Below are 24,669 nucleotides of genomic sequence, written 5' to 3' on the forward strand. Positions count from 1 at the left end.
ACCATAGAAACGGCACCACGCCCAAGAAGGTTCTTGCACCGGGCGGTGAACTGCACCTCGACATTCCACGCGACCGCCTGTCCAGTTTTGAGCCGCAGCTGGTGGCGAAAGGCCAGCGGCGCATGCCACAGCGGACTTGGAAGCTGGCGGCCAATCAATTTGCCATCATGTTTGGCGAACGCTTCACGAACGCGATTAACTAAAAACCGGCCCCGCACACACAGAATTTCTTACACGTCCGCGAGCTGGCGTAGCTCCGCAGACTGGGCGCCGCTCTACCTCTCTCGGGGGGCGCCTTTTTTGCATTCTGCGACGTCGAGGTTCATCGGCTACTACACGCACAATGGTGCGTAACGGGACCTTATTCAGATAGAGGAACTCGGTGGCCGGCCCCACTCCTTGATGGTTTTGAATGACAATTCCGCGCTAGACCACTTGGGCGCGATCCTCGTTCGGTCTATCTGCAATTTTCGCCATAACGGCCTCATAACCCGAAGGTCACAGGTTCAAATCCTGTCCCCGCAACCAAACAAATCAAGGGCTTATCGCATCGCGATAGGCCCTTTCGCATTGCACATCGAGTTTTTGCTGCAATTCTGCGGCACTTGACGTTTTTAGCGCTATACCGTTGACCTACCTAACTGAGAAACAGTATGGCAACCTTCACCAGTCGCGGCCCTTACAAATACCAGGCTCAACTTCGCCGCAAGAGCTACCCCCATCAGACTAAAACTTTCGAGTCCACGCGTGAAGCCGAGGACTCGGCGGCGGAGGTCGAGCTTGAAATGCGGCAGCGCGTGTTCGTGGACCGCTCCGAAGCCGAGCGCACCACCTTTGGCGACATTTCGGAACGCTACCGTATGGAGGTGACACCCAGCAAACGTGGCTGGCAAGCTGAGAACAGCCGGCTGAATCAGTTGCTTAGTTCCAGGTTGGCGACCTGGAACCTGTCGAATTGGCGATCCGACGTGTCCTTTCGGACGTATGTGTTTGCAGTCTGGCGGTCCGCTCGCTAAGCCCTCTTGTCACTGAAGACTCACCGAGCGGACCGCCATGCTTGCGATTGATTCTCAGCCTTCGCTGAGGTGTTGGCCTTACAACTCCATCTGTCCTATCAATGTATAGCGTAACGGGGGGCTTCATGAACACAGGTTTTACATGCTGTCGTTTGCCATGCTGCGCATGGAACATCATTACGTCTCATCACCGCCAACGCATTCACACTTCATCAGCAGTTTGACTGCTATACAGAGTGTCACCAACACCGGAAAGCACCATGACTGCAACCACCCCCATCGGCCGTAGCAAAACCGCCGCCATGAGCCGCGTCATTGACGCTATCGGCAAGGGCTATCGCTTTTACTGCTGCGGCACCGTTCCCGCAGATAAGGCCGTGCAACTTGCTCGCAAGCTGCACGAGCGGCATGCCATCGGCGCAACGCCAGCCCAGCGCATCACGCCCAAGAAGCATGGCAAGGCCAACTGCCTGCTGGTCGTGTATTGGCCGCTGGCGCTGCACAAGTTGAATGGTTGATGCTGTTCACAGTCGGAAAGCTTGACTCACATGAGCATCCGCGCGATGCGACCGACAAGCACCGCCTTGAATGGTTGGGCTATGAACTGGTTCGCCATCCCATTCGCGGCGCGGCAAGCTGTACCTGGCGGCGGCCTAAAATCGAGATGGCCGAACACTACACCTTGCTGGATGAATCGTTAGCTAAGCGGCACCCTGAGGCCGTGAACCACCAACTTGCCCGGATAGCAAACCAGCCAGGCTTTCACGGCGTCCGCGAGCAGTCCTGGTCGTTTTGCCAGTACGCTCGGCAGCACGGCTATCAAGGCGACCTACCGCATCTCTTCTACGTTCAAAAAATCAGTCATGGTGAACGTGTTATTTTGGGGAAATGACGGTCGGCAATCACGCTGATTGTTTCCTATATTGATTCAAGTGCCGCCAGAGCCGGCGGCACTCTCTCCCCTTCATTAACCTCGTCGCATCGCCAGCGCGAGGACATATTTCTGACTGCCGATCAGGCAGGCGAGGCACTTAATTAATCTGCTGGATTGCGGCGCACATCAAGTGCGTCTATGTCACACATCAAGCAAGTCTTATCTACGATCTCGTTCTTACACCGCGATGGCGGCAAGTACGAGAGCGCAGAGCTTCAAAATATCGTGCGAGAAATCTTGCCTGATAGCCGGGTTGCTGCCTGCTTCCGGCATCGTCTGGGCGACTCATCGGTCGTGGTCAGCACGACCAATCGCGGCAGCACCAGGCTTGGCGGTCTGATGGTCTGCGATGCAGGACACATCTGTCCCATTTGTCATGCTCGCAAGATGACCAAGGAGCAGCAGATCGTCTCCCACCTTGTGCATGATCACTACCAAGCCGCCGGGGTTCTTGTCGATGCGGTATTGACGGTTCCTCACCGGGTTAACGAGCCTCTAGCGACCGTTCTGGATCGGCTGGACTCAACCTGGAAGAGCCTTCGCAGCTCGCCGATCTGGAAGGGGCTCACCAGGGAGCTAGGCATTGTTGGATGTGTACGCCGCCTGGAATTAACATTGGGACACCATGGCTGGCACCCACACCTACACGTTAGCTTCCTCTGCAAGCTGGAGCTCGCGCAGGAAATCAAAGGGCGCTCATGGCGCACAGCGCTGGACGATGCATTCAGCATCGTATCTAGCCATTGGCGGCAGGCCGGAAAGAAGACAGGTCTCGCCATCAGTGAAGAAGCTCAGGCAGCCGTCGCCATCATCGGCCATGTAGATGCCCAAAAGGCGATCAGCTACAACACGAAGAATATGGGCTACTGCAAGAAACCCAGCAGCTTGACGCCGACAGACTTGCTGCGCATCGTCGCACAAGTAACTGATGGCGCTATCGTACATGCCGCCAAGCGCCTGTTCGCGGAATATGCCACCGCCATCAAAGGCAAGCACACCTTGACTTTCATCGGATCGGCCAAAGCCTCTAGGAATAACGCTGTTAAGGCAGTGGACGCTGCCTACGTTGAGGTCGTGGAGGAGGTGCTGGGCACCGTCTCGCCAGAAGCCTGGCACGCAATAGTCAAGACTGGTTTGCGGGAAGCCTTGGCGGTGGTGAAGTCGCGCCGAGAGGTGGTAGCGATCATGCTCCGCGCAGCACTCGGCGCAGGGCATGGGCGTATTCCCTTAGGGTGGATGCGATTGGCGCTCAAGGCCAAAACGAAAACCGTAATAAGGTCAAGGCTTAGCATCACACACACATTATTACCATCGACTGCCCTGCCGGGGGCGGCTACTGGAGGATAATGCCCCGCAGTAGCTTTAGGGGGCTCCCATACGCCGAGCTCCATAGGCACTCTCGTACCAGGACAGCGCCGCCCCCCAAAAAAAAGTACGGTCCTTGGCCAGGGCATGTGATCATGGCGGCCTTTAAAGCCCCCATTGCGGTCAGCCGCAGAAACTACTTACTTCACTTTTTGCAAAGTCAAGCGGTGCGAGTAGAACGTGAGGATTCCGATGCTGTCGGTACCGGTTTGCGTGCTGACGCTCACGACATTCCAGCCGAGCTTTTCCATTTCATCGATATTGGTCTGTCCATACCGGGAACAACTAATTTGGCGGCTACGTGAAATCTCGGGGGTAGAGCGCCCAGCCATCTCGCATGACGTCTGCACGCCCACTCGCTCATCGCGAATAGCGGCTTGGCGAGCTGCATTCTCTTTCTCGTACCTAAGTTTAGCAGCCTCGTTCTCTGCTGCTCGCTGTGGAGCCTTACTGTCCCAGTTAGCCAAAATGGTGGCCACTGTCTGCGCGTCTGCCTTGGCACGGTCAGTAGAGCTGATGCTGAACTTACCTTCGTAGGACTTGAGAAGGGGATACGCTCGCGAATCCTTCATGAACGCTTCTCGAGGGTCAGTAGGCGCGCCAGCGTAGCTACGGATGCGATCAGGATTAAGCATGTCGCGCAAGTCCATTGCAGTCATAAAGTGATCGCGTGGGGTGTTGCACCGTTTGGCTGTAGTACACACGAGCCAGGTAAGCTTGTCATAGTTCACAATGCGCTTCTCTCCAGCCGCGAACGTCAGTACACCAGTGTTGCGCCCATCGGGCTGAGGCTCTAGCGCTTGAAGGTCCTTCGCGTTGTAGACCTGCCCATCGACCTCCAGCGCCAGAATATCTACGCCCGATGTCCATGCGTATTGCCTGTTCGTGCGTAGGGCTACAGTGTTGTCTTCGTACACATTCAATGTTGCGATGCGCTTGGCTGCTGCGTGTTCGGGCGTGAGCTTGGGGGCGGGAGTAGTGCATGCGCACAGGGCCAGACCAAAGGCCAGTGCCAAGTAAGAATTCGATTTTTTCATATGAAGGATTGGCAGTGCCTCAATGTTATCGGGTCAAAATTTGAGTTTTATCAGAGTATTTCCTTTTTTCAACTAAATTGTATACCATAGTATAAAGACTGAGGCACGAAATTTTCATAACTTCATAGACTTCTTATAAGGAGTCTTGTGGAGCCTGCTGAAGCGTTTGGACGTGCCTTGCGTAGTAGGAGGCTTAAGGTCTCCATGAGCCAGGAGCGGCTCGCGTTGGAGGCGGGGCTTGAACGGGTCTTCATCTCATGGCTGGAGAATGGTCACAAGCAGCCGACCTTCCAGACCATTTTGAAGCTAGCAGCCGCCTTGAATTGTCATGCCAGTGAGTTGGTGGCCGACGCTGAAGCCCTATTAATTGCGAACACTTGAGGCTTTGCAGTCAACACGAGCTTCTGCTGCCAAAGAAGCGCCCCATGACCTTCATCAAGCGGTGACCAGCGGTGCGGGGCGATAAAGCGCCCCACCTCACATCATGGAGTGCAGGACAACGCATAATGGAATGTGAGTGCATCCCATACCTACCCACTTAGGTCAAAGCGAAAGGCGGACAGCAATCTGCTCTTCATTCGTTGGCCGACCAGGCCTCCGAGCGGACGGCGCTGAATGGGGCGACAAGACCGGAGGGACGGCAGGCTTCCGCTGGCACTCAAGCCAAGAATCAACATCGGCAGGGTGAAAGCGGAGCCGCCTACCCAGTTTAATCGCTTGGGGCAAATCGCCACCGGTGGAGTGGCGGTTATAAATAGTCTGTTCGGCCAAGCCAAGCAGTTCGGCAAGAGCTTTCGGGGTAAGGAGCTTCTTCTCCATGGTCATGATCCTAGAAAGCAGTCACATGACTGCCTTCAGTATAGGATCGTTCAAGCCTCTAGCGCGCCTTCGCTTCATAGAGCAAAGTTGCCGTACAATCAGATTATTGCGCTTTCGTACTGATGGCGGTAAGATCACCGCAGCCAAATAATTTCCCATAGAACAACATCAGGATCATCATGGCAGGAGAGAAGGTCGCCCGAATCCTTAAGGCGAAGAGCCCGTTCACCGCAGAGGAAATCGCAAAGCTGCCCAACCAGGCCGAGGCGGGGGACGCCACCTTCTACTTTGCCTCCTTGCCGCCTCGGCGGAATAACGAAGGCGCAGCCGCAAGAAACCCCTTCAACGGAAATGCCAAAGAGCGATGCGAGTCCGCCGCGACGCCTCGATACAAGCGACTCGCTAAATGGCCGAGCCTCGCATCGAAGCGCATAACAACCGGCCAAGCCAGACATGCGAAGTGACGACGATCTAAGCACGCCAAGAAGCGATTAAACAGCTGCTTATCAGCGCCGAACGCAGCTGCGTTTTGCACGATCTGGCCATGCCTTGAGGCGGCCCCATCCATTATGCAACGCTGCGCGACCACACCTTGAACGCATCGCTTTGAAGGCCCGCCCGCCGGAGGTGGCTCACCATAAGGTCGACTGTGGTGCCAACCATCGAGTCTACTTCGGGGTGACTATGCCGGCACCAAGCAAGTGATACATCGCCCGACGTCGAAGATTGGGCGACGAAGCCTCATGGCCCGGGAATGCCGGGAGAGCTAGATCGCGCATCGCGATAATCAAGCTCTAACTTGGGGGGCACCGGATGCGAGATCGGAAGACGCAAGGGGGCTACCAAGAGAAATCGCATGTGAGCCTCCCGTAGGAGGTACCGTCTCTCCGACGTTAGAGTAGAGTCATGTAGCCCCCCTCGTCTCTCCGACTTCAGCAAACGGTGGGATACGCAACGACGTCGGAGCATTCCATTGACCTATCGAATCGCTGGCGGAGTGTTTAATCAGGCGATTCGTCAGAAGATGCCTCACTAGATTAGACGCAACAGAGGTTTGCCTGAGTATTAGCATCGCAAAACCACCACCATTTAGCATCCGAAACCGCCACTTGGCTAGTTGCCTCAGTTTGCTCAAGTCAGCCTTCTCAGCACTACCGTCAACGAATCTCATAAATCGCAGTCCCTGTATCACTGACCACTGCCAAGAACCCGCTGGCCACCGGCTGCGCCGGCAGTGAGGGCAATTCGGTGGAGCATCGGGGATGGGCCACCGATTTCCCAGGAGGGGCAACACTGCGTGGAACGCCAAATATGTAAAAAGGCGGCCAAGTCAGCCGCCTACGATCATCTATTTAGGCGTCACCAGTTTGCCAGCCAGCGCCCCCCCATCGACTGCAGCAAGCCCCAGACACGTTAGTGCGAGGCCTTCGTGCCCCAACAAGGCAAAGCCTGCGGCCCCACATATACAGAGCACAAAAATCAAGACGAGCGTTAGCAATGCACGAGTGTGCATGATGACATCAGGAGAGTGTTTGGGTTTCAGTCTGCGCCGAACGGCGCGATAAGAACTACGTGACTTTGAAGCGGAACGATTTGAGGAGACAGGAGTAGATCGGCGTCGGGGTCCGTCGCCATCACCATCACCATCACCACCTTCATCGTCACTTCCGCCGGCGGAGCTGGCCCCTTCACCAATTGAGGAATCATCACTCACATCAGCCGAAATGGCGACCTTGGCCTGTGGCCCGGATACGCCACCAGAATGCGCGATAGTATGTCGAGACATGAAATCTGTATTCAATGTAACAGCTTCGCGGTATTGCTCCAGCCGGAGCATACATTCTTGCCTATGCGCTTGAACGGCCATCTTTGCCTTATCGACGGCCCGCTGTACCTGCAACTGTGTGTTGAGTGCGTCCCGATATTTCTCAGTTACCGCTGCAATTGACAATGCCACATTAATTTTTTCAGCAATTTCTTGATGAATTGACATTTTCAATTTCTTTCATGTGGTTGAAATAAGTACCATATAAGTACCATCTGATTTTACTCAGCTAGATAGGGCGCACCAAAATTTTCGGGGTAAAAACCAGAAGGAAAAACAACAGATGGTTATGTAAGTACGATGATTGTCCGGGTATCCCTTTGGATGTGCAACAACAGGTCAACACAATCACTATAAGCACGGGCAGCTACTTTGCATTGGGTAAAAATGCAGTTGTCGTAGTTAGCCCGCGTGAGAAAACCGTAGCGGCCAGAACCGGTCGCTCGGAAGTGCGCGGCTATCATCGAGGTACCCGATCCTACAAATTAAGCATCTGCGACCCAATCCGTCTAGGAGCGGACGATGTCCGCTATTTCCCGCTGAGGGGTTGTTGTGCCGGCCACCGGCCGGCCCTGGTTGGTCAGCCGGCCGCAGAACTCAATCGCCGTTGGCACCTATATTGGAAATGACTCCTCAACTCCCTCCGCCGCTAAGAGCATGTTCTCATGCATGTCTACCGTTCAAATCCGCCTACGATATCCTCGCGATGCGTCGCGCCTCGATAGCGACTACCAAGCTCCCGCGTGGGCTCAAGCTTAGAGTAAAAAAAATTGGTAGAAATCATTGAGAAAATATAGACCGGCGCCTCACCCGCAAATCATATTTGCGAAAACGCCCTTCTTAACAGTCAGCTTTCTCGCTGACCCTGATCTGCCGCGTGCCTAATAACGTGGCCTGGCGTGCCCGATAAGGCTGGTTTGCATGCCGGATAAGGCGGTTTTAGCGTGCCGGATACCCGCCACTGATGACAGTAGCTGACGGTCAAGTAGGCCAAGGTGCCCGGTAGCTACCAGCGAGGTCTCTTCGGAATGCCCTGCAATTTTCGAGGCATTTTTAATGCCAGCATTGAGCCAATAGCCATAGCTGTATTTTCTTCTATACAGACTATATACAACCGAGGAGCAAATTATGAACATCAAAATCAGAAGTGAGGAAAAAAATCTCAGAAATTCAGACGAGGACACTGGACTCGATAATGTACCACGCCCTTATTTTGGTTATCGAGACGTGAAAGAGGCTTTGGCCGAAATGCGCTCAGCCCATGAAAAAATGACTGATGAGGATTATCAGAGATCAGACGAAGAAATGAGAATTAACTTACTCTCAACAACCGTATCGTAGAATGATTTTTGCAATTTAATAACAATCATTTACGCTAAACGCTCGCTAATAGGACAGCTGTGATTAAGTCTCTAAGTGCCTGTATTCTTAACGAACGCAGGCACTTATCATTTTTATTCCTTCGCAATATCCTGTCGCTGACTACCTCGTTGCGCGACTGCAGCCTTCATGTGGCGAAGCACTTCCTGATAGTTACCTTCCTCGTTCACCAACCTCTCTATCGTTGCAAGAGGTGAGCCGAACTTTACATGCTCCAACACGAGTAAGTCAGCATCATCTAGTTCACGTATCAGTTCAATTATCTCCTTTTCTGCACTACCCATTTGAATTGACGCAGTAATCTCATCGATGGGATCAGCAGAGACCAAGATAGTGCTGACTTGACCGGAATCAATTTTTATCGGGAATCGATTTATTCGATATCCAAGATTTTTCAATCGATGATTCATAGCATCGATGTCATGAAAATGATTCCTCTCAAATAATACATTCGCAACATGCTCAATTATCGCCAGATCAGAAGGGTATTTTTCGCCGCTCACAGTGCGGACCAAATTTTCACCTTTCTCATTCTTTATTGAAGATACGAACATGTCATGAAGCATGTTTTCGTGGAGCTCAAAGTAGAATTTATACGGCAAGCTACCTCGATATGGCGTTGGATGATCTATCGTAAGAATAAATTTATCCACATATTCCTTCAATAATTCTAAGCGACATTTTTGTTTCTTCGCTTCACACATTTTTCACCTCAAAACCTGAAAATTGATACTCAACGGATTTTTTTCTTTATTGTATTTATATACCTGTATCATCTGCAAAGAAGATACTGTTGTCGCCCACAAAGTCATTTGATGCGGCAAAGACATTGCTACTAGAGCTATTCCACATATCATCCATGTTGCTGGTACCAAGCATGTTCCCGTGGACATCGAAACAGTCATCGACCATTGGTAGAGCATCGCGCACCGTCCATTGGCCCAGCAAACGGTCAAGTCCATCTATGTCCGATTCGCTCAGTTTGGTAAGTTTCTCGAGCAGTGCAGCTCCGCTGCGCGACTTCTCCAGGTTAATGACTACATCAACCGCAATTGCCAGCGTTTCAGTATTGATGCCTGGATTTCGCTTGACCAATTCCTGGGTGAAGCTTGCAACCTCAATGCGGGCCAGCGTCGAAAGCTCCCTGAATGACTCTCTGTTTCGCACCAACGCATCCTGGGAGCTATCATCGACAAATTCATCGGACAGCTTCGCAAAGATTTTTGCGGCGTAGTCAGCCACCGCCACGTTCATCGCACGAACAGCATCTGTGGATTTGAAGCGAGTCCAATCAGGCGCAACGTCGCCGATCCATTCGGCTCCACATTGCACCACAATCGTGTAGCGCTTCGCAAAGCGTCCACGACCATCGAGGACAACCGCATTACCGACAACCCAGCTCGGCGTTCCTACTAACCGTCCATTGAGCCAAAAGGCAACGCCTTGGTACAAGGTCGACTTGGCGCCGCGCGTCGTGTCTACGACGAAAGCTTCGATAGCCTTTCCTTCCGCTATCGGCAGGATCGCACTCTCCACCAGCCCAGTAAGCTCCGGCAACGAGATGGAGGTACGGTCCGTTTGGTCGCATCATTTTTTAGCGTTCTGGTCGGAAGGCGATCATCATTATCATCATCTCGCTTATCCTCATCTGCGCCTCCTTCGTCGACCTGGATAGACAACAAAGGCACCTCTTCAACCTTTACGTCCGCGGCAAGTAGTTGTAATACCTCTCGAATACGCAAGCCGTGAAAAAGACACAACAATGGGACCCAATACCGCGCTCCCAGGTCCCATTTCATCCTACCTAGCCAATTCGTTGCGACTGGATCATACCAATCCGAGCTAAATAGAATATTGAGTTGTTCGACCGTGTATGGGTAACGCGGCTTCAATCGCTTCCTTTCTTCCGATGCCTTGATTTTAGGAAGCATTTCCAACTCTTTCGCAGGGTTATGCTTGCATAGTTCTTTCGTTTTTGCGACAGTGAATGCCTCCCCTAGACCGCGATGCACTGTAGAGCAGTAGTCCATAGACCACGGCTTTTTTTCAGCATGCAACCGTGCCTCGAAGAAGCTGTAGACGTCATTGGTCCCAATCTGTGACAGAGGCTTGTCATTACAGAAAGTCACAAAACGCTGCCAACAAGAAAGGCTAGTAGTCTGGGTCTTCGAATGTTTGGTCTCAAGGAATTTTATATAATGCTCAGTCACATCGGACAATACTGGGACCGGTGCTGGTGGAGGTTTTGGCGTAGCCAGTGCATCCAGCTCCCAAGAAGCAGGGAGAGGCTCGGCGGGAAGTGCAGGAGTGTCAGCGAACTGGCCTTGCTGCCGTTTAGCGAGTGTCTCACAGCCAGCCAACGCCGCGCGCAAAAAACGGAAGGTAACCCGCTGAAGGTCCTCACCAGACTCATCGATTAATTGGTACCCGCGCATCATGGCCAACTGGTCCACCATAGGCTGAAAAGCGGTGGTATTCCCTGTGAGCACCGCTTTTCTCAACATTGCGAGCACCTCGTCGATTTGGCTAGTCAGCTCTGCGGGCTCGTCATCGTCAAACCATCTGGATTGATTCTCACGAGCGCTATAATCGTTATCGAGTCCAGAGAGGTACAAGGCGGACAATTGTTCAGCGAGCCCGTCGGTGCTGGCAGGGAGTTCCTTCAGACGAGTAGCGCGGTCCTTTTTCAAGAACGCATCCAATGCGCTCTCTTGGCGGCGCCCCGTCAGCAGGATGTTACGTGCATCAGCAAAAAGCTTCGTAGTGTAGACCTCAAGTTCAGCCCACCGAGCTAACGCTTTACTGCGGTCGCGGCCAAGCGCCTCCTTAACCACAGTTTTCTTGCCGGGGATCAGGGGCCGCAACTCGGCAGGAATGGAACGAAGATATGTGTACCCGTAGGGGGACTTGCGCAGATTTGGGGGCATCTCAACCTCATCAGTTGACGCCGTCTGCCGTTTGCGATTTGTACCAGTCATTTGTACCAGTGGGCTACGATAACCTACTGATTTTAAGCTAAATCAATGACTTAGTGTTGTCTGGCGGAAACGGTGAGATTCGAACTCACGAACGGCTCACACCGTCGGCAGTTTTCAAGACTGCTGCCTTCAACCACTCGGCCACGTTTCCTAAGTGTGCGACATTATACAGACTTCCGGCGCCAACACCACCTATGCCGCCTTGGTGGTGCGTCCTGGCAGCCAGTTTTCCCGCAGCGCGCGCTCGAAGGCGTCCGCTTCCAGCGGCTTGGAGAACAAATAGCCCTGCACTTCGTCACAGCCGGAATTCTTCAGGAAGGCCAACTGCTCCACCGTTTCCACACCCTCGGCGATCACCTTGTGCTTGAGCTGCTGGGCGATGCTGATGATGGTGTTGGCAATCGCGCAATCGTTGCTGTCTTCGGGGATGCCGATGGTGAACGAGCGGTCAATCTTGAGCGTGTCAATCGGGAAGCGCTTCAGATAGGACAGCGATGAGTAGCCGGTGCCGAAATCATCCAGCGACAGCGTGACGCCCATGGCCGTGATCCGGTCCATGATGCCGATCACCCGGTCGATGTTGTGCATCAGCGTACTTTCGGTGATCTCCAACTCCAGCCATGACGGTTCCAGCCCGTAGCGCGTCAGCGTGTCACTGACGCGTCCCGGCAAGGCGGCGGTAAACTCGCGCGCCGAGACATTGACCGCCAGCCGGATCGCCGGCAGGCCGGCGTGCTTCCATGCCTGTGCCTGCGCGCACGCGGTTTCCAGCACCCATTCGCCGACTTGCACCACCAGCCCGGTCGCCTCGGCCAGCGGGATGAATTCGGACGGCGGCACCAGCCCGCGCTGCGGATGGCGCCAGCGCACCAGCGCTTCGGCGCCAATGATCTTGCCGTCGGGGATGGCGTACTTGGGCTGGTAGTGCAGCAGTAGTTCGCCATTGCCCAGCGCGTGGCGCAGGCCGCTTTCGATGCGCATCCGTTCCTGCATGCCCTGGTTCATGTCCTGGCTGTAGAAGGCGATGTGGTCGCCGTCCGCGCCGCCTTCTTGCTTGGCGCGGTACATGGCGATGTCGGCCAGCCGCAGCAGCGTTTCGGCGTCGTGGCCATCCTGCGGGTAGACGCTGATGCCGATGCTGCCGTCCACCCGCAGGTCGTGGCCGTCGATGATGATCGGTTCGGTCAACGAGGCCAGCAGTTTTTGCGCGACCATGCTGGCTTCGAAGTGCTGGCCGATGTCGAACAGGCTGACGGCGAATTCGTCGCCGCCCAGCCGCGCCACCAGGTCCTGGTCGCGCAGCACCGTGCGGAAGCGGCGCGCCACTTCCACCAGCAGCGCGTCGCCGATGGCGCGGCCCAGCGTGTCGTTGATCAGCTTGAAGCGGTTGAGGTCGATGAACAGCACGCAGCCATGCGCCAGGTTGCGCTGCGCCACCATCAGCGCCTGGTCGACCAGCTTGGTCAGCAGCGTGCGGTTGGGCAGATTGGTCAGCGCGTCGTAGTAGGCCAGATGGTGGATGCGCTCCTCGGCCATCTTGCGTTCGGTGATGTCGGTCAGGTAGGCGATCAGGCCGGTCGAGCGGTCGTGCAGGTCGCACAGCGGCGACAGCGACAGGCTGGCCCAGAACACTTCGCCATTTTTCTTTTTGCGGCGCACCTCCATCAGCCGTCCGCCCTGCTCCAGGAAGTCGTCCTGGAAGCCAAGTTCTTCGTCATCGTAGAGGAACAGGATGTTGCGCCCCACCGCTTCCACCGCCGTGTAGCCGAACAGCCGTTCGGCGCCCTTGTTCCAGCTGATGATGAAGCCGTTCATGTCCATGGTCAGCACCGACTCGTGGATCTGGTCGAGAATCTGCGCCTGGTGCTGCAACTGCGCTTCCATCTGCACGTAGGCGTGGGTGGTGCGCTGGGCCACCGAGTGCACTTGCAGCACGCTGCCGGCCAGGCTGGCCAGGCTGGCCAGGTGCTGGCGGTCCTGCGTGCTGTAGTGCGCGCGGCCGGAGACGATGAAGCGGCCGAACACGTGGTCGTCGAAACGGACGTCCTGGCTCAGGCTGGGCACGGCGTCGTCATTGGCGGCCGACACCGGCGGCGCGATCGGCGCTTGCGGCAGCCAGGCGACGGCATCGGCCGGGACGTATTCGCCCAGCGGGCTATTCAGCACGGCGCGGACGATGCGGCCGAGTTCCTGCGTGAGCGCGGTGCCGCGCAGACGCAACACCGCGTCGCACAAGGCGGCGCTGTTGCTCAGGAAGTCGGAGATGGGGTGGGTGGACATGGCTCAGATATTCCTGCTCACCTGGATCGCCCAGTGGTAGGCTTGTAGCTGCGCTTCCCAGTAGGCTTGGCGCGTGATGCCGGCCTGCTCCAGCGCGGCGCCGGACGGCTGCTCGACCAGCCGCAGCAGTTGGCCCAGCGGCCCGGTGCGCTCCAGCAGTGCGATCACGACGTCCAGGTCGAGGCTGAGCGCGGCGACGATTTCGCGCATCGGCATGGCCAGCAGCTGGTCCAGCAGCGAGAACACGCCGACCACGAACGCCATGTCCTGCCGGTCGCGGTCCCAGCCTTGCGCCTTGGCCAGCACTTCCATCATCGCGGCGCGCACGGCGGCCAACGGCAACAGCGGATTGGCCGGGCCGTCATCCTGCTGGCGCGCGTACAGCAGCAGTTGCAGCCAGCGCTGCAGTTGGCGGCGGCCCAGCACGCTGATGGCCTGGCCGAAGCTGTGGATCGGCGAACTGAGGGCGAAGGCGGCCGAATTCACCAGCTTCAACAGGTGGTAGGCCAGCGCCGGATCTTGTCGGAGCAGCACTTCCAGCTCGTGCGAGTCGGCGTCGCGCGCCAACAGGCCCAACAAGGCCAGCAGACGTTGGCAGGAGGTGCCGTCGTTGACGGGCCCATCCGGCAGCGGGTGGTGGGCGTAGTCGCCGGCAAACCAGCTAAAGCCGGCCTTGGCGCACACGGCGACGCGCGACGCACTGCCCATGCCGGTGGCCAGATGCGGACCCGACTGGCCGACCAGCGCCAGCAATGGCGGCAGCGTGGCGGCGGCGTCCATCATCAGCGACTGGGCGCCGCAGCGGCTGGCGACGCCGGCATCGGCGACACCGTCGAGCATCAGGCGATAGCCGGCGTCGGCGTGGGCGGCCAGTTTCTTTTGCACGGTCAGGTCGGCGCAGGCGGCGGCCGGCACGCGCAGGATCACGCGGCTGGGCGGCAGCCCCGCCAGGTGCGATGGTTCCAGCAGTTGTGGATGCGACACCGGCAGGATGCAGTCCAGCGGCGCCAGCGCGGCGAACACGTCCGGCGTTTTGAGCAGACGCAGCGCGGCTTGGAAGACGTCGCCGGCGTCGGCCGGCAACGCGAAAGTCAGCGCCACCCACTCGTTATGAGCGTTGGAGACTGCTTGTAACTCCACCAGGGGAAGCGGGCTCATTTCAGGCGCAGACATCGGTATCTCATCAGGATTATCCGCGCCATCTTAGATCAACAATTGACTTTAGGCAATTAGATACCATCACGAAAGTGATGTGATGAGCAATATGACCACGACAAGACCGGCTTTTCGCCACAACGCTACTGCGCGTTCTGCACCGCGAAACGGATCAGCTCGGCCTGGCCTTCGATGCCCAGCTTGCGCTTGATGTTGAGGCGGTGGGTTTCCACCGTGCGCACGCTGAGGTCGAGCGCGCGGGCGATCTGCTTGTTGGATTCGCCATTGGCGATGTGGCGCAGCACCTCGTGCTCGCGCGAGGTCAGCTGGTTGTCCTGATGCTGCGGCTGCGCCAGCTGGCGGGCCAGCGCGGCGCTGTAGTAGATGCCGCCCGACATGACGGTCTCGATCGCCACGACGATGTCCTTGCCGGGCGCATCCTTGAGCACATAGCCGCGCGCGCCGGCCTGGATCGCCTGCGACACGTACTCCAGCTTGTCGTGCATCGACAGGATCAGCACGGCGATGTGCGGAAACGCCTGGCGGAACAGCGCGGTGGCCTCGATGCCGTTGGTGCCGCGCATATTGATGTCCATCAACACCAGGTCGACCGGGTGGCGGGCGGCCTGTTCCAGCGCTTCGGCGGCGCCGCCGGCCTCGGCCACCACGGCGAATTGCGGCATCGCTTCGAGTCGCGCGCGCAACCCGTCGCGCACCAGGGGGTGGTCGTCCACCAGCAGAATTTTGATCGTTGTCGTCATCGCGTTTAACTGTTGTTCGCGGCGTAAGCCGTCACCAGGGTGCCATCGCTCGACGAGCGGATGGCGAAGCGGCCGCCGATGGCGTCCATCCTTTCCATCATATTGCGCAGGCCGATGCCGCGCTGTGGATGCAGCGCGATGCCTTCGGCGTCGAAACCGTGGCCGTCGTCGCGGATGCGCAGCGTCACGCCATCCGCCTCGCCGGCCAGGGCGATGTCGATCCGGCTGGCGGCGGCGTGGCGCTCGATATTGGTCAGCGCCTCCTGTGCCAGACGGAACAGCACGGTGTTGGCGACCTCGGGCAAGGCGTCGGTGCAACCGGACGCTTCGAAGTGTACCGGAGTACCGCTACTGAGGGTGTACTCCTTGGCCAGGTGATGCAGCGCGGCCGCCAGGCCCAGGTCGTCGAGGATGGCCGGGCGCAGATTGTGCGAAATGCGGCGCACCTCGCCCATCACGTTGCTGAGCTGGTCGGCGGCGTGCTCGAACACCGCGTGCGCCGCCTGCTGCTGCGCTGGCAGACCGGACGACAGGCGGATCATACCGGCCTCGATCTGCAGCTTGATCGACACCAGCCACTGGCTGATGCCGTCGTGCAGGTCGCGCGACAAGCGCGCGCGCTCCTCCTCCTGCGACTCGACCACGCGCTGGGCCAGCACCTTGAGCTTGGCGTCGGCCACGCGCAGTTCGCTGATGTTGAGCGCCAGGCCGGAACTGGCCACCGCGACGGCGGCGGCGATCGCGATGCCGGCAATCCACAGCATGGTGTTGTGGATATTGCCCGATTGCTGGACGTCGATTTTCTCCAGCGCCTGGTCGACATCATCCAGATAAATGCCGGTGCCCATCATCCAGCCCCATTTCGGCATGGCGATCACGTAGCCCAGCTTGGCGACCGGCTTGTGGGTCGACGGCTTGACCCACATGTAGCGCTCCAGGCCGCCGCCGGCGCGGGCGCGCTGCAGCAGGTTCTGGATCGTGGGCCGGCCGTTTTCATCGCGCAGGCCCAACAGGTTCTGGCCGACCAGCTCCGGCTGGCGCGGATGCATCAGCGTGTTGCCCTGCATATCGTACAGAAAGAAATAACCGTCATCGCCATAGCTGAGCGAGGCCAGGATGCGCATCGCCTCGTCGCGGGTGGCCTGGTCGTCGCGGCCGGAATCGTAGAGATGGGAAATCGAGTGCGAGGCCAGCGCCACGTAGTGCTTGAGCTCGGCCTCCTTGCTGCTGAGATAAGCCTGCTGAATGGTCGCGCGCTGCTGCTGCGCCAGCAGCACCGACTGATGGCGCACCGCCAGCGCGATCGCGCACAGCGCCAGGATCAGCGGCGTAATGGCTAAAAAAATGACCTTCTGCCGCAACTTCATCGGCCTGCTCCCATCGTGACGCGTGTAGCCCGCATTCTACGCCCCCGCGCGCCAGTGATCCTACGTAGTTTTACGCAGCCCGCTTGCGTAGTGGTGCGCTTGCTCCTGATATCACCTTGGTGAATACTAGTCATAAGCCAAAAGCCGGTGTCAGGTCTGACAATCGCACACGAACTCGTGTGCGATTGTCAGACCTGACACCGGCTTTGGAAAAGGACAACCTTGGAGGAAGCATGCATACCGTACCGAATACCCTGGCCGGCAAGCTGGGGTGGGCCGCGTTGGCCCTTGTTGGCGCGTCGGCGCTGGGCGTGGTCGCCCTGCACCGCGGCGAGTCGATCAGCGCGATCTGGATCGTCATCGCCGCCGTTTGCGTTTATCTGATCGCTTACCGCTTCTACAGCCGGTATATCGCCGACAAGGTGCTGGGCCTGGACCCGCGCCGCATGACCCCGGCAGCCAAGCTCAACGATGGCCTCGACTACGTGCCGACCAATAAGAATGTGCTGTTCGGCCACCACTTCGCGGCCATCGCCGGCGCCGGCCCGCTGGTCGGCCCGGTGCTGGCGGCGCAGATGGGCTATCTGCCCGGCATGCTGTGGATTCTGGCCGGCGTGGTGTTCGCCGGCGCCGTGCAGGACTTCATCGTGCTGTTCATATCGATGCGCCGCGATGGCCGCTCGCTCGGCGACCTGATCAAGTCCGAGCTGGGGCCGATTCCCGGCAATATCGCGCTGCTCGGCACCTTCATGATCATGGTCATCATCCTGGCGGTGCTGGCGCTGATCGTGGTCAAGGCGCTGACCGGCTCGCCGTGGGGCAGCTTCACCGTCATGGCCACCATCCCGATCGCGCTGTTCATGGGCGTGTACTCGCGCTACATCCGCGTCGGCCGCGTCGGCGAGGTGTCGATCATCGGCTTCATCCTGCTGATGGCGGCCATCTTCGGCGGCCAGTGGGTGCAGGAAAACCCGGCGCTGGCGCCGCTGTTCACCTTCACCGGCACCGAGCTGACCTGGATGCTGATCGGCTACGGCTTCGTCGCCTCGGTGCTGCCGGTGTGGCTGCTGCTGGCGCCGCGCGATTATCTGTCGACCTTCCTGAAGATCGGCACCATCGTCGGCCTGGCGCTGGGCATCCTGATCGTCGCGCCGCAACTGCAGATGCCGGCCTTCACCAAGTTTATCGACGGCAGCGGCCCGGTCTGGTCGGGTTCGCTGTTCCCCTTCCTGTTCATCACCATCGCCTGCGGCGCCGTGTCCGGCTTCCACGCGCTGATCGCGTCCGGCACCACGCCGAAGATGATCGAGAATGAACGCCACGCCCGCTTCATCGGCTACGGCGCCATGCTGATGGAATCGTTCGTCGCCATCATGGCGCTGGTGGCCGCCTCGACCATCGATCCGGGCGTCTACTTCGCGATGAACTCGCCGGCGGCGCTGCTCGGCACCACGGCCGAGTCCGCCGCACAGGCGGTCTCGCAGATGGGCTTCTACATCACGCCGGAGATGCTGGTGCAGACCGCCAAGGATGTCGGCGAGCACACCATCATTTCCCGCGCCGGCGGCGCGCCGACGCTGGCGGTGGGCATGGCCCACATCCTGTCGAACGTGCTCGGTGGGCGCGAGATGATGGCTTTCTGGTACCACTTCGCGATTCTGTTCGAAGCGCTGTTCATCCTCACCGCCGTCGACGCCGGCACCCGCGCCGGCCGCTTCATGCTGCAGGACCTGCTGGGCACGTTCGCGCCGTCGATGAAGCAAACCGACAACACCGTCGCCAACCTGACCGCCACCGGCCTGTGCGTGGCGGCCTGGGGCTACTTCCTGTACCAGGGCGTGGTCGATCCGCTGGGCGGCATCAACACGCTGTGGCCGCTGTTCGGCATCGCCAACCAGATGCTGGCGGCGATCGCGCTGATCCTCGGCACCTGCGTGCTGTTCAAGATGAAGCGCGGCCAGTACGCCTGGGTCACCATCGTGCCGACCGTGTGGCTGCTGCTGTGCACGCTGACGGCCGGCTGGCAGAAGATCTTCGACGCCAATCCGAAGATCGGCTTCCTGGCGCACGCCGCCAAGTACCAGGCCACGCTGGACGAGGGCAAGATCCTGGCCCCGGCCAAGTCGGTGGCGCAGATGCAGCAGGTGATCTTCAACGATTATCTGGACGCCTCGCTGGCCGGCTTCTTCGTGATCGTCGTGCTGAGCGTGCTGATCTTCGGTGCCCGCACCATCCTGCGGGCGCGCGCCAACAGCAAGCCGACCGCCAACGAGAGCCCGATGGTGCTCAACACGGCCGGGGTGCGATGATGCTGGGCGACATCGCCAAGGCCGGCCGCTATCTCGGGCAGAGCGTGCGCCTGATGATGGGCCTGCCCGATTACGACACCTATGTCAGCCACCGGGAAAGCACCCATCCCGGCGAGCCCTACATGACCTACGAGGAGTTCTTCCGCGAACGCCAGGAGGCCCGCTACGGCGGCGCAGGCAAGCGCGGCGGTTGCTGCTGACGACAGAACGGCTCCCTGTGAGCCGTTTTTTTATCTTTCAGCGGAACTTCGCGGCGTGCCCATGCATCTAACTAACTCCGATTTTGGGAGATGCCTGATGCGTACCACACCCCCCCGTCCCACGCTGTCGGGAGCGCGCTGACATGCGCGCCATCAAGCCCGGCCAGATCGCCGTCTTTCTGTGCCTGCTCGCGCTGATCCTGCTGCTGGCCATCGGCACCACCGCGCTGGTGTTCGACCGCCTGCCGCTGGGCGACTTTCGCGGCGTCACGCTGGTGCTGCTGGCGGCGCTGATGGTGTACCTGTACGCCTTCCTGGTCTACCGTGTGTTCCTGGCGCTGCTGCCGCTGCATGAGGGCGAGGTGGCCGAGCACTCGCGCCACGAGCTGGCGGCCAACGTCAACATCCTGTTCTACCTGCTGCTGTTCAATTCACTGATCCGCACGCACTTCCTGCCGGTGCCGCTGCAGCGGCTGATCTATCTCGCCCTCGGCGCCCGGCTCGGCGCCAACACCTACAGCGCCGGCGCCCTGCTCGATCCGCCGCTGACGCGCATCGGCAGCAACACCATCATCGGCCACGACGCGGTGATCTTCGCCCACGTCATCGAGGGCGCGCGGCTGGAGCTGAAGGCCGTCACCATCGGCAACACCGTCACCATCGGCGCCAAGGCGGTGGTGATGGCCGGGGTGCAGATCGGCGACAACGCCATCGTCTCGACCGGCGCCGTGGTGACCAAGGACACCCGTATCGGCGCCGGCGAGATCTGGGGCGGCATCCCGGCGCGGCGCATCAAGTCGGCGCCCCCGGCGCCATGACGGAATTTCTTACACCGCCCGCCTGCGCGGCCGCCAATAGCCGCGCAAGTGCTTGATTTCACAGGCTTCAGCAGTACTGGCAAGGCTTTTGCTCTTAGCTCGCTACGGCCTCGATTCCCGCGGCCCTTTTCGAGGAGCACACATGAAAACCTACCAACCAGCGCTGGCTGTCACCCTGCTGGCAGCCGCGTTGGCCGCGCCGCTGACCGCCAGCGCAGCGCCCACCCTCGGCTTTGATCCCACCGGCACCGGCACCTACAGCACCTACGCCGACCTGTGGACCAACGTCACCGACACCGGTCTCGCCACCGGCTTCATTCCCGGCGCCATCGTCGGCCCCGGCGCCAGCGCGCCCTACCTGACCGAACTGCGCTCGCAGATGGTGGTCGGCACCATGTCGAACAGCAATATCCCCGCCATCGTCACGCCCGCCGGGCTCAACACCCAGTACGAAATCAGCAAGGTGGTACGCTTCCAGGAACTGGTGACGGCGCAGAGTGCCACCACGGTCAACTTCGGCATGCCGGCCACGCAGTCGGCGGCGATGGACGTCGACCCGCTGCGCGCCGGCGTGCAGAATCTGGCCATCTATCTGGACAACATCACCGACGGCAGCCGCGCCATCCCCGGCAACGGCGCCAACACCGTGCGCTGCTACGGCACCGGTTCCACTTCCTCCGGCTGCGGCGCCGGCGGTGACGGCGACGGCATCCTGATCCTGTCCGGCCACCTGGTGTTCAATGAAGCCAGCTTCAGTGCCAGCGGCGCCGTCGGCACCGGCTCGTTCGACTCGCGCTTCATGATCGACTACGTCGATCCGAACTACCTGGACGTCGTCACCGGCGCCATCTTCGTCGACAAATTCACCGGCACCACCAACGTGCCGTCGTTCTTCACGCCCACCATGATGTGGGACGGCGCCACGCCCACCACCGTGCCTTTCCTGAAGGTGGACTCGTCGCAAAGCTTCGCCACCATTCCCGAGCCAGCCACGCTGGCACTGATAGGACTGGGGTTTGCGGGTCTCGCGCTGGGCACGCGCCGCAAAGTGCAGTCCTGACCGCCGCAGCGGTCTTTACAGCGGACCCGGCGCGGCAGCGCCCGGTCCGCTTTTTTATGGCCACAACAGTTGCGCCAGCACGCCCGCCAGACGCGCGCCGGCGTCGTAGCGCTGAAACTGCTGCGCCACCTTGCGCGCCGCCTCGCGCGGCGCCGGCTGCGACAGCAGCTGCAAGGCCGTGCTGCGCAGCGTATCCTCCGCCAGCCGGTCGGAGCGCAGCAAGGCGCCGGCGCCGGTGCGCAACACGCCGTCCATGTTCAGATACTGGTCCAGATTGCCGGCGATGCCCAGCACCGGCACGCCGGCCGCCAGCGCCTGCTGGCTGGTCGGGCTGCCGCCGTTGCAGATCACCAGCCGCGCCCGCTCCGCCGCCAGTTCACCCGGCAGATACTGCGCCACATGCGCGTTGTCCGGCAGCAGGCCCGGCTCGATGGTGCCGGCGGTGGCGGCGATCACTGTCAGCGGCAAGGGCGCCAGCGCCCGCAGCACCCTAGGCAGCAAGGCCCCCTGCCCCGAGCTGCCCAGCGTGACGTAGACGATGTCGCGCGCGCGCGGCAAGGCGTCCCACCACGACGGCAGCGCGGTCGGCGGCGACCACATCACCGGCCCCAGGTAGGCATGCGTGGACGGCAAGTCGTATGCGGGAAACATTTCCGGCGTGTCGGCATACAGCACCTGGTCGGCGTCGGTGTAGACGCGGCGCAGGTCGTTGCCCAGCGGCGGCAGCTGGTAGGCGCGGCGCACCCGGTTCAGCGGCACGCTGTGCAGGGCGAACGCCATCGGACGCACCAGATCGAACAGGCGCTGCGCCAGCGGTACCGGCAGCAGGCGCGCCAGCGGGATCGCCGGCACCCGGTAACGCTGCTCGACATAGGGACTCCAGTAGGCGTTGATCACGCCGACATACGGCACCTGCGCCAGCCGCGCGCTGACCGACAACGACAGGCGAAAATCGCCGATCACCACATCCGGCCGCACCGCCTGCAACAGACGCAGATCATCCAGCACGTACTGCGCCAGCGTGGCGGCGTCGTACACCGGCTTGCCCTTCGCCAGTGCCGCCAGGAATTGCGCGCTGGAAATGCTGTTCAGCGTCCAGGTGCGCAGGTCGCTGCCCTTCAAAAACATCTCATAGCCGGGCGCGCAGGCGAAATGCAGGTCGTAGCGCTGCCGGTCCAGCGTTTGCGCCAGCGCCAGCGGACGGCCCACATGCGCCAAGGTGACGGCCTCGGCAATAAAGAGGATTTTTTTGCGTTCCATCCCACCAGCTTGCGGGGCGCCGGGGCACGCGGTTTGAGGCAGCGCAAATGTGCCCGACTTAGACGCAGATCAAAACCGAACTCAGCCTATGCGTATATTTTTCCTATTGGAATTTATGGATGGGCGACAAGATGTTCCACTTTCAACGCTCCGCTCTGAGTCAGAAACTCAGCATCATGGCCGTGCTGTCCACCGGCAGCGCGCTGCTGCTGGTGCTGCTGGTGCTGCTGGCGTTTGCCGCCAACTCGGTGCTCGGCCACAGCGAGCAGGCGCGCCAGCAGTTGGCGGCGCTGGCGGGGGTCATCGGCGGCAACAGCCAGCGCGCCCTGCGCGACGCCGACCGCCGGCAAGCCGGCCAGACGCTGTCCACGCTGGCGGCCGCGAGGGAGATCCTGCAGGCGGCGCTGTACGGCGGCGACGGCCAGTTACTGGCGCGCTACCAGTCGCCTCGGCTCAGCGCGCAGCAAATCGGTCCCGACGCGCTGCCTGCGCCGATCAGCGCCGGCGGGATGCATGCCGAGCGCGGCGGTCCGCCGTGGGCGCCCACGCTAAGTCTCTACCGCGCGGTGCGCGACGGCGATGGCGATGATGGCGAGCTGATCGGCGTGGTGATGCTGGAAACCTCGCTGCTGCCCAGGTGGCTGGATATCCTGAAGAACCTCGGCGCCGCCGTGGTCGCCGCCGCGCTGGCGTTCATGATGGCGCTGCTGACGGCGGCCCGCTTCAAGGGCGGCCTCGCCGAGCCGGTCGGCAAGCTGATCGCGGCGGCGCAACAGGTCAGCCGCGGCCAGCCGACGCCGCGCATCCAGCACCAGCGCAACGACGAGCTGGGCGCGCTGATCGACAGCTTCAACGACATGCTGGCGCAGGTCGAGGGCCGCGACGCCGCGCTGGCGCAATACCGTGACCAGCTGGAACGCCAGGTCAGCGTGCGCACCGAGCAACTGGAAAAAGCCAAGAACGCCGCCGAGGCCGCCAGTCAGGCGAAGAGCGCCTTCCTGGCCACCATGAGTCACGAGATCCGCACGCCGATGAACGGCGTGCTGGGCATGACCGAACTGCTGCTGGCCACGCGCCTGAGCGAGCAGCAGCGCCACTACACCAGCATGGTCAAGCGCTCCGGCGAGCACCTGCTGGTGATCATCAACGACATCCTCGATTTTTCCAAGATCGAGGCCGGCAAACTGACCGTCGAGTACATCTATTTCAATGTGCGCGACCTGCTGGACGACATCGACAACGTGTTTTCGCCGCAAGCCCAGGCCAAGGGCTTGCAGTTGGAACTGCAGCTGGCCGACAACCTGCCGCTCGGCGTCTGCGGCGACCCCAACCGGCTGCGGCAGGTGATCTTCAACCTGCTCGGCAACGCCATCAAATTCACCGACGCCGGCCGCATCAGTCTGACCGTGCGGGTGGCGCGCGAGGACGCGCAAGCGGTCGGTCTGCGCTTCGAGGTGCATGACACCGGCATCGGCGTCTCGTCCGAGGCGCGCACGCGCATCTTCGATTCGTTCTCGCAGGCGGACGGCTCGACCACCCGCAAGCACGGCGGCACCGGTCTGGGCCTGGCGATCTCGAAACAACTGGTGGAGCTGATGGGCGGCACGATAGGGGTCGAGCATGCGCTAACTCAAGGTTCAATCTTTTGGTTTGCCGTAAATTTTGACAAACGTCGTGTCGATATCGACGATCCATCCACCGCCATCCAGGGAATCCGCGCTTTGATTGTCGATGAAAATCCCGCCAGCCGAGCCGCGCTGGAACGGCAACTGGCGGCCTGGCGCATCACCTGCGCCCACAGCGCCGCCACCAACGCCCTGCCCCGGCTGATACGGGCGGCGGCGGACGGCTGCGCCTACGACGTGGTGCTGCTCGACATGGAGCAGCCGCGCACCTCCGGCCTGGCGCTGGCCGCCGCCATCCGCGCCGAGCAGTTGCCGCTGCGGGTCGTGCTGCTCAGCAGCGTGCGCAACGCCGCAGACGGCGTGCAGCGGCGCGCCGCCGGCGTCGCCTTCCAGCTGATCAAGCCGCCGCGTGAGTGCGATCTGTACGACGCCATCGTCACGCCGCTGCGCGGCCGCGAGGCGCGCCCGGCGACCGAGACG

Annotated in this window: 22 protein-coding genes, 1 tRNA gene and 1 pseudogene; 12 read left to right on the forward strand and 12 right to left on the reverse strand. The window is 60.1% G+C overall.

The features are described from left to right. The 5 genes and pseudogenes from GTP44_RS25230 to GTP44_RS25245 form a co-directional block, all read left to right on the forward strand. Positions 1-128: pseudogene (locus GTP44_RS25230) on the forward strand (transposase); the annotation flags it as partial. Between the two features lie 525 nt (positions 129-653). Further along, a complete protein-coding gene (locus tag GTP44_RS25235) occupies positions 654-1,016 on the forward strand; it encodes a hypothetical protein (RefSeq protein ID WP_202424223.1) in 363 nt (120 codons plus the stop codon). A 260-nt stretch (positions 1,017-1,276) separates the two neighbouring features. Continuing rightward, positions 1,277-1,534, forward strand: coding sequence for a hypothetical protein (locus GTP44_RS27285; RefSeq protein WP_202424224.1), 258 nt, complete (start codon positions 1,277-1,279; stop codon positions 1,532-1,534). After that, complete coding sequence (locus GTP44_RS27290) at positions 1,534-1,908, forward strand: hypothetical protein (RefSeq protein WP_202424225.1); 375 nt, start codon at positions 1,534-1,536, stop codon at positions 1,906-1,908. The genes GTP44_RS27285 and GTP44_RS27290 overlap by 1 nt, the downstream gene beginning before the upstream one ends. Positions 1,909-2,088: 180 nt before the next feature. Next, entirely contained in the window at positions 2,089-3,297 is a 1,209-nt protein-coding gene (locus GTP44_RS25245) for a rep family protein (protein WP_161021569.1), read from the forward strand. A 158-nt stretch (positions 3,298-3,455) separates the two neighbouring features. On the opposite strand, the gene GTP44_RS25250 is transcribed toward GTP44_RS25245, so the two are convergent. Further along, positions 3,456-4,352 (reverse strand): hypothetical protein, encoded by an 897-nt coding sequence (locus GTP44_RS25250; protein ID WP_161021570.1) that lies wholly within the window; start codon positions 4,350-4,352, stop codon positions 3,456-3,458. Positions 4,353-4,499: 147 nt separating this feature from the next. On the opposite strand from GTP44_RS25250, the gene GTP44_RS25255 reads away from it, so the two are divergent. Next, positions 4,500-4,733 carry a helix-turn-helix domain-containing protein gene (locus GTP44_RS25255; protein WP_161021571.1) on the forward strand — a complete coding sequence of 78 codons (234 nt, stop codon included), beginning with the start codon at positions 4,500-4,502 and terminating at the stop codon, positions 4,731-4,733. 162 nt (positions 4,734-4,895) lie between these two features. On the opposite strand, the gene GTP44_RS25260 is transcribed toward GTP44_RS25255, so the two are convergent. Then, positions 4,896-5,177 carry a helix-turn-helix transcriptional regulator gene (locus GTP44_RS25260; RefSeq protein WP_308494394.1) on the reverse strand — a complete coding sequence of 94 codons (282 nt, stop codon included), beginning with the start codon at positions 5,175-5,177 and terminating at the stop codon, positions 4,896-4,898. A 1,342-nt stretch (positions 5,178-6,519) separates the two neighbouring features. Further along, positions 6,520-7,164: a hypothetical protein gene (locus tag GTP44_RS25265; protein ID WP_161021573.1), complete on the reverse strand. Its 645-nt coding sequence runs from the start codon at positions 7,162-7,164 to the stop codon at positions 6,520-6,522. Between the two features lie 960 nt (positions 7,165-8,124). On the opposite strand from GTP44_RS25265, the gene GTP44_RS25270 reads away from it, so the two are divergent. Beyond that, positions 8,125-8,337, forward strand: coding sequence for a hypothetical protein (locus GTP44_RS25270; RefSeq protein ID WP_161021574.1), 213 nt, complete (start codon positions 8,125-8,127; stop codon positions 8,335-8,337). A gap of 113 nt (positions 8,338-8,450) precedes the next feature. Here GTP44_RS25270 and GTP44_RS25275 read toward each other — a convergent pair whose 3' ends face one another. From GTP44_RS25275 to GTP44_RS25310, 8 genes are all read right to left on the reverse strand, one after another. After that, positions 8,451-9,080, reverse strand: a complete 630-nt coding sequence (locus GTP44_RS25275; protein WP_161021575.1) for a hypothetical protein — start codon at positions 9,078-9,080, stop codon at positions 8,451-8,453. Positions 9,081-9,135: 55 nt separating this feature from the next. Next, positions 9,136-9,912 carry a hypothetical protein gene (locus GTP44_RS25280; protein ID WP_161021576.1) on the reverse strand — a complete coding sequence of 259 codons (777 nt, stop codon included), beginning with the start codon at positions 9,910-9,912 and terminating at the stop codon, positions 9,136-9,138. Beyond that, entirely contained in the window at positions 9,888-11,303 is a 1,416-nt protein-coding gene (locus tag GTP44_RS25285; protein ID WP_161021577.1) for a site-specific integrase, read from the reverse strand. Before GTP44_RS25285 ends, GTP44_RS25280 begins: the two co-directional genes overlap by 25 nt. Positions 11,304-11,415: 112 nt before the next feature. Then, positions 11,416-11,505, reverse strand: a tRNA-Ser gene (locus tag GTP44_RS25290). 41 nt (positions 11,506-11,546) lie between these two features. Continuing rightward, positions 11,547-13,634: a putative bifunctional diguanylate cyclase/phosphodiesterase gene (locus tag GTP44_RS25295; protein WP_161021578.1), complete on the reverse strand. Its 2,088-nt coding sequence runs from the start codon at positions 13,632-13,634 to the stop codon at positions 11,547-11,549. 3 nt (positions 13,635-13,637) lie between these two features. Next, positions 13,638-14,792 carry an EAL and HDOD domain-containing protein gene (locus tag GTP44_RS25300; RefSeq protein WP_229257078.1) on the reverse strand — a complete coding sequence of 385 codons (1,155 nt, stop codon included), beginning with the start codon at positions 14,790-14,792 and terminating at the stop codon, positions 13,638-13,640. Between the two features lie 140 nt (positions 14,793-14,932). Continuing rightward, positions 14,933-15,550 (reverse strand): response regulator, encoded by a 618-nt coding sequence (locus tag GTP44_RS25305; protein WP_160992574.1) that lies wholly within the window; start codon positions 15,548-15,550, stop codon positions 14,933-14,935. Positions 15,551-15,555: 5 nt separating this feature from the next. Next, on the reverse strand, positions 15,556-16,917 hold the full coding sequence (locus tag GTP44_RS25310; protein WP_161021580.1) for a cache domain-containing protein: 1,362 nt from the start codon (positions 16,915-16,917) through the stop codon (positions 15,556-15,558). A gap of 233 nt (positions 16,918-17,150) precedes the next feature. Between GTP44_RS25310 and GTP44_RS25315 the strand changes: the two genes are divergently transcribed. The 4 genes from GTP44_RS25315 to GTP44_RS27885 all read left to right on the forward strand — a co-directional run bounded on the left by GTP44_RS25315 (position 17,151) and on the right by GTP44_RS27885 (position 21,304). Then, positions 17,151-19,226 carry a carbon starvation CstA family protein gene (locus GTP44_RS25315; RefSeq protein WP_161021581.1) on the forward strand — a complete coding sequence of 692 codons (2,076 nt, stop codon included), beginning with the start codon at positions 17,151-17,153 and terminating at the stop codon, positions 19,224-19,226. Next, complete coding sequence (locus tag GTP44_RS25320) at positions 19,226-19,426, forward strand: YbdD/YjiX family protein (RefSeq protein WP_160992622.1); 201 nt, start codon at positions 19,226-19,228, stop codon at positions 19,424-19,426. The genes GTP44_RS25315 and GTP44_RS25320 overlap by 1 nt, the downstream gene beginning before the upstream one ends. Before the next feature lie 143 nt (positions 19,427-19,569). Next, positions 19,570-20,244, forward strand: coding sequence for an acyltransferase (locus GTP44_RS25325; RefSeq protein WP_161021582.1), 675 nt, complete (start codon positions 19,570-19,572; stop codon positions 20,242-20,244). A 142-nt stretch (positions 20,245-20,386) separates the two neighbouring features. Beyond that, entirely contained in the window at positions 20,387-21,304 is a 918-nt protein-coding gene (locus GTP44_RS27885; protein WP_161021583.1) for a PEP-CTERM sorting domain-containing protein, read from the forward strand. Positions 21,305-21,358: 54 nt separating this feature from the next. On the opposite strand, the gene GTP44_RS25335 is transcribed toward GTP44_RS27885, so the two are convergent. Continuing rightward, positions 21,359-22,564 (reverse strand): glycosyltransferase, encoded by a 1,206-nt coding sequence (locus GTP44_RS25335; RefSeq protein ID WP_161021584.1) that lies wholly within the window; start codon positions 22,562-22,564, stop codon positions 21,359-21,361. Positions 22,565-22,695: 131 nt separating this feature from the next. Here GTP44_RS25335 and GTP44_RS25340 point away from each other — a divergent pair. After that, on the forward strand, positions 22,696-24,669 hold a 1,974-nt coding region (locus GTP44_RS25340), incomplete at its 3' end, for an ATP-binding protein (RefSeq protein ID WP_161021585.1).

The sequence above is a fragment of the Duganella lactea genome, assembly GCF_009857505.1.
In the GTDB taxonomy this organism is placed as follows: Bacteria; Pseudomonadota; Gammaproteobacteria; order Burkholderiales; family Burkholderiaceae_D; genus Rugamonas; species Rugamonas lactea.